Source organism: Magnetospirillum sp. LM-5, from assembly GCF_902729445.1.
Lineage (GTDB): Bacteria > Pseudomonadota > Alphaproteobacteria > Rhodospirillales > Magnetospirillaceae > Magnetospirillum.
The window spans coordinates 32,550-44,893 of the sequence record NZ_CACVCE010000006.1 but is presented as its reverse complement, the minus strand read 5'-3'; the positions used below and the strand labels follow the sequence as shown (position 1 = coordinate 44,893).

Sequence of the window (12,344 nt, the reverse complement as noted above, 5' to 3'; positions counted from 1 at the left end):
CGTCCCCGCCATTCAGGATTTATAGAGGTTAACGAAAATGGCTGCTAAGGAAGTCAAGTTCTCCACCGAAGCGCGCGCCAAGATGCTGCGCGGCGTGGACATTCTCGCCGACGCCGTCAAGGTCACCCTGGGCCCGAAGGGTCGCAACGTGGTGATCGAGAAGAGCTTCGGCGCGCCGCGCATCACCAAGGACGGCGTCACCGTCGCCAAGGAGATCGAGCTGTCCGACAAGTTCGAGAACATGGGCGCCCAGATGGTGCGCGAAGTGGCCTCGAAGACCGCCGATCTGGCCGGTGACGGCACCACCACCGCCACCGTGCTGGCCCAGAGCATCGTCCGCGAAGGCTGCAAGGCGGTTGCCGCCGGCCTGAACCCGATGGATCTGAAGCGCGGCATCGACCTGGCCGTCGCCGCCGTCGTCGAAGACGTCAAGAGCCGCTCGCGCAAGGTTGCCACCAACGAGGAAATCGCCCAGGTCGGCACCATTTCCGCCAACGGCGAGCGCGAGATCGGCGACATGATCGCCCGGGCCATGGAAAAGGTCGGCAACGAGGGTGTGATCACCGTCGAGGAAGCCAAGGGCCTGGACACCGAGCTGGACGTCGTCGAAGGCATGCAGTTCGACCGCGGCTACACCAGCCCGTACTTCGTGACCAACGCCGAGAAGATGACCGTCGAGCTGGACAGCCCCTACATCCTGCTGTTCGAGAAGAAGCTGTCGGGTCTGCAGCCGCTGCTGCCGGTGCTGGAAGCCGTCGTGCAGTCCGGCCGTCCGCTGCTGATCATCGCCGAGGACGTCGAGGGCGAGGCCCTGGCCACCCTGGTCGTCAACAAGCTGCGTGGCGGCCTGAAGGTCGCCGCCGTCAAGGCTCCCGGCTTCGGCGATCGCCGCAAGGCCATGCTGGAAGACATCGCCATCCTGACCGGTGGCCAGGTCATCTCGGAAGACCTGGGCATCAAGCTGGAGACCGTCACCCTGGACATGCTGGGCACCGCCAAGCGCGTGACCATCACCAAGGAAGACACCACCATCGTCGATGGCGCCGGCAAGAAGACCGACATCGAAGCCCGCTGCAAGCAGATCCGTGCGCAGACCGAGGAGACCACCTCGGACTACGACCGCGAGAAGCTGCAGGAGCGTCTGGCCAAGCTGGCCGGTGGCGTTGCCGTGATCAAGGTCGGCGGCGGCTCCGAGGTCGAGGTGAAGGAGCGTAAGGATCGCGTCGATGACGCCCTGCACGCCACCCGCGCCGCGGTCGAGGAAGGCATCGTCCCCGGTGGCGGTACCGCCCTGTTGTACGCCATCAAGGTGCTGGCCGGCTTGAAGCCCGCCAACGAAGACCAGAAGGTCGGCTTCGAGATCGTCCGTCGCGCCCTGCAGGCTCCGGTCCGTCAGATCGCCGAGAATGCCGGTCATGACGGCGCCGTCGTCGCCGGCAAGCTGATGGACTCGACCGATCCGTCGTTCGGTTTCGATGCCCAGACCGGCACCTACACCGACATGATCAAGGCCGGCATCATCGATCCGACCAAGGTGGTCCGTACCGCTCTGCAGGATGCCGCTTCGGTGGCCGGCCTGCTGATCACCACCGAGGCGATGATCGCCGAGAAGCCCAAGCGCGACCTGCCCCCGATGCCGGGTGGTGGCGACATGGGCGGCATGGGCGGCATGGACTTCTAAGTCCGCCGTCAGCCTGATCGTTCAGAAGACCCCCTTCCCTCGGGAAGGGGGTTTTTTGTTGCACCCACCGCGTGATACGGTCCCGGCGAGGCACCTTTCAGGGGTGGGGCATGCGGTGGCTTGGCGAAATCTTGTGGGACATGTTCGGCGATTGGGTCTACCGGTCCTGCAAGGCCGAACTGCTCCTGCCCGTCATCTTGCTGGCTCTCTTTGGGATCGCCTTTGTCGTCTGGCGCCTGTTTCCAGATAGTCCCTTCCGCTGAGTAGCCGTGCTAGAATGGGAGGTCCTTCTAAGCCGAGAGCGCCTGTATGTTCGGTTTCCTGAAAGCGATGTTCGAGAAAGAGGCAGAGGCGGCGATCCAGCGGCGCGCCGCCGAGATGGCGCCGCGTGCGGTGTCGCAGGCGGTCAAGGCCCAGCGCCTGCCCTCCGCCACCGCCCAGCAGACCCGCCAGCGCCTGGATTCCTCGGTGCCGGAATTCATCAGCCCGGAACGCCAGGCCCTGCTGCGCCAGGCCACCGCTACCGTCCGCGCCAAACGCCAGATCCTTGACCATCTGGACGATGAAAGCCGGGCCAAGCTGGTGGCCATGGCCATCACCACCTTCCTTGCCGACAAGAAGAAATAGGACGACGACGCCCTTGTTCCCTGATCCGCAAACCCTGGCTAGGGCCTTGCTGGCCGGCGAGCGCCGCGCGCTGGCCCGCGCCATCACCTTGATCGAATCGACCCGCCCCGACCATCGCCTGGCCGCCGAGGCCCTGCTGCACGAGGTGCTGCCCCATGCCGGCCGCTCGATCCGCGTCGGCATCACCGGCGTCCCCGGCGCCGGCAAATCCACCTTCATCGAGGCGTTCGGCCTGAACGTGGTCGAACGCGGCCACCGCCTGGCGGTGCTGGCGGTCGATCCCAGCAGTCCACGCTCGGGCGGCTCGATCCTGGGCGACAAGACCCGCATGGAGGAATTGTCGCGCGATAGCCGCGCCTTCATCCGACCCAGCCCGTCGGGCTGCACCCTGGGCGGTGTGGCGCGTCGCACCCGCGAGGCGATGCTGGTGTGCGAGGCGGCCGGCTTCGACGTCATCTTGGTGGAAACCGTCGGCGTCGGCCAAAGCGAGACGGCGGTGGCCGACATGGTCGATCTGTTCTTGCTGCTGCTGGTGCCGGGCGGCGGCGACGAGCTGCAGGGCATCAAGAAGGGGATCGTCGAACTGGCCGACGCCATCATCGTCAACAAGGCCGACGGCGACCTGGAAGCGGCGGCCGGCCGGGCCGCACGGGATTATCGCAACGCCCTGCACCTGCTGACCCCGGCCAGCGCCGCCTGGATGGTACCGGTGCTGACCTGTTCGGCGCTGGCGCGATCCGGCATCGACCAGGTGTGGGAAACGGTCGAGAAGTTCCGCCAGACCATGAGCGCGGCCGGCCGCTTCGAGGAACGCCGTGCCGCCCAGGCCCACGCCTGGATGTGGAGCGAGATCGCCGAGACGCTGCTGCAGACCCTGAAGGACGACCCAGCCGTCGCCAGCCAACTGCCCGAACTGGAAGCGGGCGTCACCCGGGGCTTCCTGGCCCCCGGCGCCGCCGCCCGCCAATTGGTCGAGGCCTTTCGCAACCGGGCGCCATCGTCCGAATGAACGAGGAATTCCCCCATACCAATGCCCAATTCGCTTTGCGGCACGGCTCTTGGCACATTAGGATGTGTTTCTCGCATTTTTGACCCTTCGGGACCCCTGACATGAACCAGCTCGACCCGTCGGCCCAAGACTCGCTGATCCTCAAGAAAGAGCTGGTCGGCCTGTTCGGCCACCTTCAAAAGATCCGCAAGGAACTGGCCGCGCTGAACCCGCCCGGCGCCGAGAACCATTTCGGCTCGATGTCCGAGCAGTTGGACGCCATCGTCCACGCCACCGAGGGTGCGACCAACTCGATCATGGAAAGCGTCGAGGGCATCGACACCCTGATGGGCGAGGCCCGGACCTACTGCCAGGGCGGCAAGCTGGGGGATATCTTCGACCAGGTCACCGACAAGGTGAACACCGTGTTCGAGGCCTGCTCGTTCCAGGATATCACCGGCCAGCGCATCACCAAGGTCGTCAACTCGATGAAGTTCGTCGAGGAGCGCATCAACGCCATCATCTTCACCTGGGGTCGCGAAGAGCTGACCAAGGTGGTGGTCGAGATCAAGGAAAAGCAGGACGACCCCGACAAGAACCTGCTGCACGGGCCGCAATTGCCCGGCCAGGGCGTCAGCCAGGACGAGGTCGATCGCATGCTGGCCCAGACCGACATCGACAAGCTGTTCGGCTAGATCGGGCCGTGGCGATGAAGGCTTTTCTGCTGGCGACGGGACTTTGCGCGCTGATCGCCACCGGGGCCGGCGCCCAGACCGCCTATCCCACCGTCGAGTTGCTGGCCACCGGCACCACCATCCTGGGCGAGACCATCCATTACCCGAGCACCGGGCCGGCCCGGGTCACCGCCAGCATCGTGACCATCATGCCCGGCGCCGAGACCGTGTTGCACCAGCACGGCACGCCGATGTTCGCGCTGATCCAGCAAGGCGAGCTGACGGTGGATTACGGCAGCCATGGCACGCGCGACTTCAAGGCCGGCGATTCCTTCGTCGAGGCGATGGCCGTCACCCATCGCGGACTGAATCGCGGCACCGTTCCGGTCAAGATCCTGACCGTTTCCATGGGTGCCGAAGGGGCCAGCAACGTCGTCCTGGACGTTAAAAAGTAGCCCCTGCCGCCGGCCCGCCCGGGGCTTGTCTGAATCCGCTTGACGAAGGGCGGTTCGCCCCTTAAAAACGCGGCTTCCCCGGGCTTGCCCGGGACCGGATTTGTCATGCGCGCGGCGATTCTTCACGCCGCCAGAACGAGACGAGAGAGGATACGCTTATGGCCCGTCGTTGCTCCATCACCGGCAAGGGCGTCCTGACCGGCAACAACGTCAGCCACGCCAACAACAAGACCCGTCGTCGCTTCCTGCCCAACCTGCAGGACACTTCGGTTCTGTCGGACGCGCTGAACCAGATGGTTCGCATCAAGGTCTCGACCCGCGGTCTGAAGACCATCGAGCACAATGGCGGCCTGGACGCCTATCTGACCGGCACCAACGACAGCCGCCTGACCGCCGAGTCGCGCCGCCTGAAGCGCCGCGTCGAGAAGGCCCTGGCTGCCAAGGCCGAAGCCTAATTTCGGTCGCTGCTGCTTTTTAAAAGGCCCGGGAGAAATCCCGGGCCTTTTCGCTTTTGGGCACCAGAACGCGACGACGGCGCAAGCGCCCGCTTGAGCGGCCACTCACTGGCGCAATTGCGCGTCGAGGGAATCGGCTTCGATTTGAAGAATGGCCGCGCTGTCGCGAGAAAGCAGATAGGCGGTCTGTCCGTCCCGGTGCCAAATCGCCACATTGTCCGTGAAACTGTCATAGGGGCCGTATTCCACCGCGAAATGCACCATCAGCGGCATGAAGGCAGCGGCCGGCGCCCGGGCATTGATGCGGGCGACCCGGCGATCCTTGGCTTCGGGAGCCAAGGTCACGAACAGATCGGCACAGCAGACATCCCACAGCTTGACCTCGATGGCCTTCCACCCGCCTTTGTCGGTGCGCTTGAGATGGCGACAGCGCGCCACCCCACGGCCGGCCAGGACAGGATCCACAGCCAAGGCCTGGGCAATCGCCGACGGCAGGGATTCGCTGTCCGAGGTGCAGACGACCTTGATCCCAGGATTGTCGTAGGCCGCGCGCAACTCGGCCTCGGCCATGCCGGGCCGGGCGAACCCGAAATCGAATCCCCCCGCCAACGCGGGAGCGGCCAAGCAGAACCCGCCAACGAAACCGAGAATCGCCAAACCGCGCATAGCGCCACCCCCTGGATGCGGCAAATTATCGTGCCACACCCTTTGCGCGCCTACAAGCGCAGGGTCGTCGTCAGCACCACCCCTGCTTGGTGCGGCCTTCATAGGGATAGGCCAAGCCGGCCTGGATCAGGCGGGAGGCAACGTCGCTGCCGTCGTCGGTGCCCACCTTGGCCACGGCGCGGCCGCCATACTTGTCGTAGGTGACGTCGGTCAGCAGCACGCGGCCCGAAGCGGTCCATTGCGCCAGGCTGTCGCGCGCCTTTTGTGCCAAATCGCGTTCGCGGTCACACTTGCCCCGGATTTCGGGGGTGTCGATGCCGGCCAGACGGACCGCCACCTCGACATAATGGCCGGGCCAGATGTGGGCGCGCACGGCGATGGTGTCGCCATCCTTGACCGTCAGCACCTCGGCCTCGACCGGACCGCGGATACGTTCGGGCGCCGCCCCAGCCAGGGCCGGGACGGTCAGCAGCAGAACAGCCAAGGACAGTTGCGTACAATTCATGGCACACACGCGATGTTAACGCGCATGACCTTATCACCGACACCCGTCTAAATCAATAAATTGAGAACAAAACAGGATGCTCAGCCGTTCTGTTCCAGCACCTTGCCGGCCAGGTACAGCGAGCCGCAGATCAGCACGCGGGCCGGGCTGTGGGAATGGCTGGCGACCAGGGCGTCCAGCGCCGCCTCGACCGACGCGGCCGGGGCGGCGTCCATGCAGAAATGCCGGGTCGCGGCGGCGGCGGCATCCTCGGCCGACAGGCTGGTCGCCTCGCCGGGGATGGTGACGGTGCGCAGGGAATGGAAGCGCGCCGCCAGCGGTTCCAGATAGCCATCGACATCCTTGGTCGACAGCATGCCGAACAGTCCCATCAGCGGCATGTCGCGCCACGAGCGGGCATGGCGCGCGATGGCTTCGGCGGCGTGGGGATTGTGGCCGCCGTCCAGCCACAGCTCCCAGCCGGCCGGCAGACGCTCGACCAGCGGCCCCTTGCTCAGGCGCTGCAGGCGGGCCGGCCAGTGCACGCTTTTCATCCCCAGCGCCAGGGCGGCGGGCGGGAATTCCGGGATCACCGGCGGTTTCTCGGTGCGGCTCAGGCGCTCGATGGCGGCCAGGGCGACGCCCGCATTGCGCAATTGGAAGGCGCCGGCCAGGCCGGGGGCCGGCAGGGTCCATTCGACGCTGGTGCCCTTGTAGTGGCTGCCGCCGTCGGGCGTGGCGCGCAGGAAGAAGTCCTTGCCCTCGCGGATCAACGGCACGCCGATTTCCAGCGAGCGGGCCTCGAGGACCTTGATGACCTTGCGCCCCTGGTCGGCGATGACGCACGGCACGCCGCGCTTCATGATGCCGGCCTTCTCGGCGGCGATGGCTTCGATGCGCCCGCCCAGGAACTGCTCGTGATCCATGGCGATCGGGGTCAGCACGGTCAGCACCGGACGTTCGACCACATTGGTCGCGTCCAACCGCCCGCCTAGCCCGGTCTCCAGGATGGTCAGGTCGGCCGGCGTGCGGGTGAAGGCCAGGAAGGCCGCCGCCGTGGTGATCTCGAAGAAGGTGATCGGCGCGCCGTCATTGACCGCCTCGATCTCCTCCAGCAGGGCGATCAGGGCGGCGTCGTCCAGCAACTGCCCGGCGACGCGGATGCGTTCGTTGAAGCGAACCAGATGCGGCGAGGTATAGACATGGGCGCGCAGCCCCGCCGCCTCGGCGAAGGCCCTGAGAAAGGCCACCGTCGAGCCCTTGCCGTTGGTGCCGGCGACATGGACCACCGGCGGCAGCCGCAATTGCGGATGGCCCAGCTTGTCCAGCAGGGTCAGCACCCGGTCGAGCGACAGGTCGATGACCTTGGGGTGCAGCCGGGTCAGCCGGTCCAGAACCGCATCGACCATCACATGCGGGCCAGCGCCTCGGGGTTGTCGATCTCGACCGGCAGGGTGACCAGATCGCCGGCCGGGGCGCGGTTCTTCAACAGCGACAGCACGCGGACCAGGGTGGCGCGCAAGTCGCGGCGCGGCACCACCATGTCGACCATGCCCTTGTCCAGCAGGTACTCGGCGCGCTGGAAGCCCTCGGGCAGCTTCTCGCGGATGGTGTTCTCGATGACGCGGGCACCGGCGAAGCCGATCACCGCGCCGGGTTCCGAGATGGCGATGTCGCCCAGCATGGCGAAGCTGGCCGAGACGCCGCCGGTGGTGGGGTCGGTCAGCAGCACGATATAGGGCAGGCGCTTTTCCTTGACCTTGTCGACCGCCACGGTGGTCCGGGCCATCTGCATCAGCGACAGGATGCCTTCCTGCATGCGCGCCCCCCCCGAAGCCGGGATGACGATCAAGGGCGCGTCCTGCAACACCGCCAGTTCGGCGGCGGCGACGATGCCCTCGCCGACGGCGACGCCCATCGAGCCGCCCTGGAAATCGAAATTGAAGGCGGCGATCACCACGCCCAGCCCGCCCATCTTGCCGTGGGCGACGACGATGGCGTCGTGCTCGCCGGTCTTGGCGCGGGTTTCCTTCAGGCGGTCGCTATAGCGCTTCTGGTCGCGGAACTTCAGCGGATCGTCGGCGATCTTGGGCAGCTCGATGCGGGTATAGCGGCCTTCGTCGAACAGCATCTCGAGGCGCTTCTTGACCGACAGGCGCATGTGATGGCCGCAATGGCCGCAGACGTTCAGCGCCTTTTCCAGATCGCGGTGAAAGATCATGTGACCGCAGCCGGGACACTTGTGCCACAGATTGTCCGGCACTTCCTTCGGACGGACCAGGGCCTGCAGCTTCGGTCGGACGTAGTTGGTCAGCCAGTTCATGCGCGGATTACCTTCCGAACGGTCAGATACATCGAATTCAAGACACAGATGAACACAGATAAACGCAGATGATGATCAAAGCGCGAGCCGTTTGAATTCAAGCTTGGGCCTGCCAAAATTCAAAACCAAGCCGACCCGCAGGCCACTCGCCCTGAGATAATTGAGACACTGCCCCATGTGGGACGGCGACAGCGCCTCGACAGCCTTCAGTTCCACAATGACCCGCCGATCCACAACCAGATCGGCGACATAGGTCCCGATCTCGGCGTCCTTATACCTGATCTTGAAGGCAACCTCACGCTCGACGGCAACGTCCCGTAAAGCGAGTTCCCTCAGCAAGGCCCGCTGGTACACCGCCTCGAGAAAGCCATGCCCCAACTGGTTGGACACTTCGAACGCCGCGGCCAGGACGGCCGCCGTCAGCGGATCCCGCTCATCGGTGTTCATCTGTGTTCATCTGTGTCTCATGACGCCGGCCTGCGCGCGCCCCGCACGCCTTCGGCCAGCTTGGCGACCAGGCCCAGGGCCGCGGCCACCGGGTCGGCGCCTGCCTTCTTGGCTTCGTCGGCGGCGGCGACGATGGCCGAGCCGACCACTACGCCATCGGCCAGACGCGCCACGTCGGCGGCCTGCTCGGGCGTCTTGATGCCGAAGCCGACGCAGACCGGCAGGCTGGTATGGCCCTTGATCCGCGCCACCGCGTCACCGATGGCCTGGTTCGAGGCCGAGGCGGTGCCCGTGATGCCGGCGATCGAGACGTAGTAAACAAAGCCCGAGGCGTTGCCGACGATCACCGGCAGGCGGGCATCGTCGCTGGTCGGCGTGGTCAGGAAGATGAAGTCGATATCGTTGGCCCGGCAAGCGGGCAGCAATTCGTCGGCTTCTTCCGGCGGCAGATCGACCAGGATCAGGCCATCCACCCCGGCCCGGGCCGCGTCGGCGCAGAACTTTTCCGGCCCCCAGGCATAGACGGGATTGTAATAACCCATCAGCACGACCGGAGTGGCGGCGTCCTTTTCTCGGAAGGCGGCGACCATCTCAAGGACGCCGCGAAGGCTGCCGCCGGCTTCCAGCGCGCGGCCGGCCGCCCATTGGATCGCCGGGCCGTCGGCCATGGGATCGGTGAACGGCATGCCGAATTCGATGATGTCGGCGCCGGCCGCCGGCAGTCCGTCGAAGATGGCCTGGCTGGTGGCGCGGTCGGGATCGAAGCCCATCACATAGGTCACCAATCCAGCGCGATTGTCGGCGGCCAGGGACGACAGGCGGGCGGCAAGACGGCTCATTACACCAGCCCTCCCAGATGGACGTCGCCCAGGGCGCGCGCCACGGTGTTGACGTCCTTGTCGCCGCGTCCCGACAGGTTGATCACCATCAGATGATCCTTGGAAAGCGTGCCGGCGATCTTGGCGGCATGGGCCAGCGCGTGGCTGGATTCCAGCGCCGGGATGATGCCTTCGGCGCGGGTGACGAACTGGAAGGCCTCCAAGGCCTCGTCATCGGTGACCCACACATATTCGACCCGGCCGCTATCGTGCAGCCACGAATGTTCCGGCCCGATGCCGGGATAATCCAGGCCGGCCGAGATCGAATGGGCCTCTTGGATCTGGCCGTCGTCATTTTGCAAAAGATAGGTGCGGTTGCCGTGCAGCACGCCGGGACGGCCGCCGGTCAAGCTTGCGGCGTGCAGCTTGTCCAGCCCGTGGCCGCCGGCCTCGACGCCGATGATGCGCACGCTGGGATCGTCCAGGAACGGGTGGAACAGCCCCATGGCATTCGAGCCGCCGCCGATGCAGGCGACCAGGCTGTCGGGCAGGCGACCTTCCTGGGCCTGCATCTGGGTGCGGACCTCGTCGCCGATCACCGACTGGAAGTCGCGCACCATGGCCGGGAACGGGTGCGGCCCAGCCACCGTACCGATCAGATAATAGGTGTCGGCGACGTTGGTGACCCAGTCGCGCAGGGCGTCGTTCATGGCGTCCTTCAAGGTCGCCGCCCCCGAGGTGACCGGGCGGACTTCGGCGCCCAGCAGCTTCATGCGATAGACATTGGGGGCCTGACGCTCGATGTCGGTGGCGCCCATATAGATGACGCACTTCAGGCCGAACAGCGCGCACACCGTCGCCGTCGCCACGCCATGCTGGCCGGCGCCGGTCTCGGCGATGATGCGTTCCTTGCCCATGCGCCGGGCCAGCAGAATCTGGCCGATGCAATTGTTGATCTTGTGCGCGCCGGTATGGTTCAGGTCTTCCCGCTTGAGGAAGATCTTGGCGCCGCCCCAAGCTTCCGTCAGGCGGGCGGCGTGATACAGCGGATTGGGCCGGCCGACATATTGGGCCAGCAGCGTGCGGAATTCGGCCTGGAAGGCCGGGTCGTTCCGAGCCTCGCCATAGGCCTTTTCCACCGACAGGATCAGCGGCATCAGGGTCTCGGCGACATAGCGGCCGCCATAGATACCGAAATGGCCACGCTCGTCCGGGCCGGCGCGGTAGGTGTTCAAGCTCGACATATCATCATCCAACCAACCGGAAGGGCCGCCAATAAAGCATGAAGACAGCCGGTTGGGGAGATTTTTTAGCAGCCCGGCCATTGCCAAAACGGTCGCTAAGTTGCAAACTTTCTGAACTAGACAGGATATGGGGAGTTCCCGCTTATGATCACCTTCCGCGCCGCCGCGCTGGCCGCCCTGGCCCTCGCCGTCGCCTCGCCCGCCCTCGCCAAGGAAGCCCCCGTGAGCTTCTCCGAGGACGTCCACCCCATTTTGCAGGTCCGTTGCGTGGCCTGCCACCAGGCCGGCCAGGATGGCTTCGAGAAAAGCGGCCTGGACCTCACCACCTATGAAGGCGTCATGAAGGGCACCAAGCACGGTCCGATGATCGTGGCCGGCGACCCCGTCACCAGCAACCTGATGGTGCTGATCGACGGCAAGGCCGACAAATCCCTGCAGATGCCGCACGGCAAGAAGAAGCTGACCTCTTGCGACCGCGACTTGATCCGCAAGTGGATCAAGCAGGGCGCGCAGAACAACTAAACCTGCGTCGCAGAAGTCCGGGGCCGGCCTCCGCCAGGGGGCCGGCCCTTCGCGTTTTGGCACTTCCGCCGCGCACCGGCCCAGAGTAGGCTTGTGCGCAAGTTCTCTCTGGATCGCCGCCCGTGGCCGAGGAAGCCGAAACCGAAGACGAGCCGAAAGGGCCGGAAGCCCCCGAAGGCCAACATTGCCGCCATGTCAGCGGGGTCGCCGTGCGGGCCCTGCTTGATCTGGTGCGCGAAATCGCCATCGACGGCCAGGTGGCGGTGGCCGACGTCGAACGGATCGCCCAGGCGATCCTGGGAGCCGGCGGCCCGCTGGCGACGGTCTATTACCAGCAGACCCGGACCTGCGAGGACGTCTTCAACCGCATCGCCATCGAGCGGCAGCGCCGCGACCCGCTGGGCCGCATGGTGGTGCACCCGATCGCCGCCCTGCTGGACACGCCGTCGGGAATCGAGCGCAAGCGGCTGCCGCAATTCCTGTCGGCGGTGCGCATGATGATCGGTGAAGAGGCGCACGAGCAACTGCGCCAGCGAGCCAAGGCGCTGGCCACCGCCCATCGCGGCGATGACGGCATGGTCGCCTGGGACGCCCTGCACGAGGACCCCGAGGCCGGATTGATCCTGGAACAGGTGCTGGTGCTGGTCACCAAAAGCTTCACCCGCTTCGACGCTCGCCGCGACTGGTTCCTGGTGGTGCTGAACGCCAATCCCAGTGCGGTCTCGACCGGCTCGACCTCGTTCGTCGCCCTGAAGGCGGAAGAGCGCGCCAAGTTCGCCTTCACCGAAGGCCATATGGGCCGGCTGTTCGACGCGCTTTACGCCAGCCTCAAGCTGGACACGTTTGCATCCGACCGTATCCGCGCCTTCACCCGGCGCTGGAACCTGGCTCCCGACAAATTGCTGGGACCGTTCTTCGTCGAAATCGCCCGCCTGCTGCAGAAGTCAGGGTGAGCGCGGA

Annotated in this window: 16 protein-coding genes; 9 read left to right on the top strand and 7 right to left on the bottom strand. The window is 65.8% G+C overall.

Features of this window, described 5'->3' with window-relative positions; genetic code table 11:
* The first annotated feature begins 37 nt into the window (after nt 1-37).
* From groL to rpmB, 7 genes are all read left to right on the top strand, one after another.
* Nucleotides 38-1,681: a chaperonin GroEL gene (groL, locus tag MTBLM5_RS04370; RefSeq protein WP_173974573.1), complete on the top strand. Its 1,644-nt coding sequence runs from the start codon at nt 38-40 to the stop codon at nt 1,679-1,681.
* 110 nt (nt 1,682-1,791) lie between these two features.
* The gene (locus MTBLM5_RS04365; protein ID WP_173974572.1) at nt 1,792-1,944 is read left to right on the top strand and encodes a hypothetical protein; all 153 of its coding nucleotides are present in this window, start codon (nt 1,792-1,794) and stop codon (nt 1,942-1,944) included.
* A 46-nt stretch (nt 1,945-1,990) separates the two neighbouring features.
* Complete coding sequence (locus MTBLM5_RS04360; protein WP_173974571.1) at nt 1,991-2,308, top strand: hypothetical protein; 318 nt, start codon at nt 1,991-1,993, stop codon at nt 2,306-2,308.
* A 13-nt stretch (nt 2,309-2,321) separates the two neighbouring features.
* A complete protein-coding gene (gene meaB, locus MTBLM5_RS04355; RefSeq protein ID WP_254430903.1) occupies nt 2,322-3,317 on the top strand; it encodes a methylmalonyl Co-A mutase-associated GTPase MeaB in 996 nt (331 codons plus the stop codon).
* A gap of 101 nt (nt 3,318-3,418) precedes the next feature.
* Nucleotides 3,419-3,991, top strand: a complete 573-nt coding sequence (locus MTBLM5_RS04350) for a protein phosphatase CheZ (protein ID WP_173974569.1) — start codon at nt 3,419-3,421, stop codon at nt 3,989-3,991.
* A gap of 14 nt (nt 3,992-4,005) precedes the next feature.
* Nucleotides 4,006-4,425, top strand: a complete 420-nt coding sequence (locus MTBLM5_RS04345; RefSeq protein ID WP_173974568.1) for a cupin domain-containing protein — start codon at nt 4,006-4,008, stop codon at nt 4,423-4,425.
* Between the two features lie 158 nt (nt 4,426-4,583).
* The gene (rpmB, locus tag MTBLM5_RS04340; RefSeq protein WP_173974567.1) at nt 4,584-4,880 is read left to right on the top strand and encodes a 50S ribosomal protein L28; all 297 of its coding nucleotides are present in this window, start codon (nt 4,584-4,586) and stop codon (nt 4,878-4,880) included.
* A 105-nt stretch (nt 4,881-4,985) separates the two neighbouring features.
* Here the strand turns inward: rpmB and MTBLM5_RS04335 are convergent, their stop codons facing one another.
* The 7 genes from MTBLM5_RS04335 to trpB all read right to left on the bottom strand — a co-directional run bounded on the left by MTBLM5_RS04335 (nt 4,986) and on the right by trpB (nt 10,862).
* Nucleotides 4,986-5,450, bottom strand: coding sequence for a hypothetical protein (locus MTBLM5_RS04335; RefSeq protein WP_173974566.1), 465 nt, complete (start codon nt 5,448-5,450; stop codon nt 4,986-4,988).
* 166 nt (nt 5,451-5,616) lie between these two features.
* Nucleotides 5,617-6,051, bottom strand: a complete 435-nt coding sequence (locus MTBLM5_RS04330; RefSeq protein ID WP_173974565.1) for a thermonuclease family protein — start codon at nt 6,049-6,051, stop codon at nt 5,617-5,619.
* Between the two features lie 80 nt (nt 6,052-6,131).
* Nucleotides 6,132-7,439 (bottom strand): folylpolyglutamate synthase/dihydrofolate synthase family protein, encoded by a 1,308-nt coding sequence (locus MTBLM5_RS04325; protein WP_173974564.1) that lies wholly within the window; start codon nt 7,437-7,439, stop codon nt 6,132-6,134.
* A complete protein-coding gene (gene accD, locus MTBLM5_RS04320; RefSeq protein WP_173974563.1) occupies nt 7,439-8,353 on the bottom strand; it encodes an acetyl-CoA carboxylase, carboxyltransferase subunit beta in 915 nt (304 codons plus the stop codon). Before accD ends, MTBLM5_RS04325 begins: the two co-directional genes overlap by 1 nt.
* A 75-nt stretch (nt 8,354-8,428) precedes the next feature.
* Entirely contained in the window at nt 8,429-8,800 is a 372-nt protein-coding gene (locus MTBLM5_RS04315) for a GxxExxY protein (RefSeq protein WP_173974562.1), read from the bottom strand.
* 17 nt (nt 8,801-8,817) lie between these two features.
* The gene (gene trpA, locus MTBLM5_RS04310) at nt 8,818-9,639 is read right to left on the bottom strand and encodes a tryptophan synthase subunit alpha (protein ID WP_173974561.1); all 822 of its coding nucleotides are present in this window, start codon (nt 9,637-9,639) and stop codon (nt 8,818-8,820) included.
* Nucleotides 9,639-10,862, bottom strand: coding sequence for a tryptophan synthase subunit beta (trpB, locus tag MTBLM5_RS04305; protein WP_173974560.1), 1,224 nt, complete (start codon nt 10,860-10,862; stop codon nt 9,639-9,641). The genes trpA and trpB overlap by 1 nt, the downstream gene beginning before the upstream one ends.
* 144 nt (nt 10,863-11,006) lie before the next feature.
* Between trpB and MTBLM5_RS04300 the strand changes: the two genes are divergently transcribed.
* Nucleotides 11,007-11,384 (top strand): c-type cytochrome domain-containing protein, encoded by a 378-nt coding sequence (locus MTBLM5_RS04300; RefSeq protein WP_173974559.1) that lies wholly within the window; start codon nt 11,007-11,009, stop codon nt 11,382-11,384.
* A gap of 122 nt (nt 11,385-11,506) precedes the next feature.
* Nucleotides 11,507-12,337: a hypothetical protein gene (locus tag MTBLM5_RS04295; RefSeq protein WP_173974558.1), complete on the top strand. Its 831-nt coding sequence runs from the start codon at nt 11,507-11,509 to the stop codon at nt 12,335-12,337.
* The last annotated feature ends 7 nt before the right edge of the window (nt 12,338-12,344 follow it).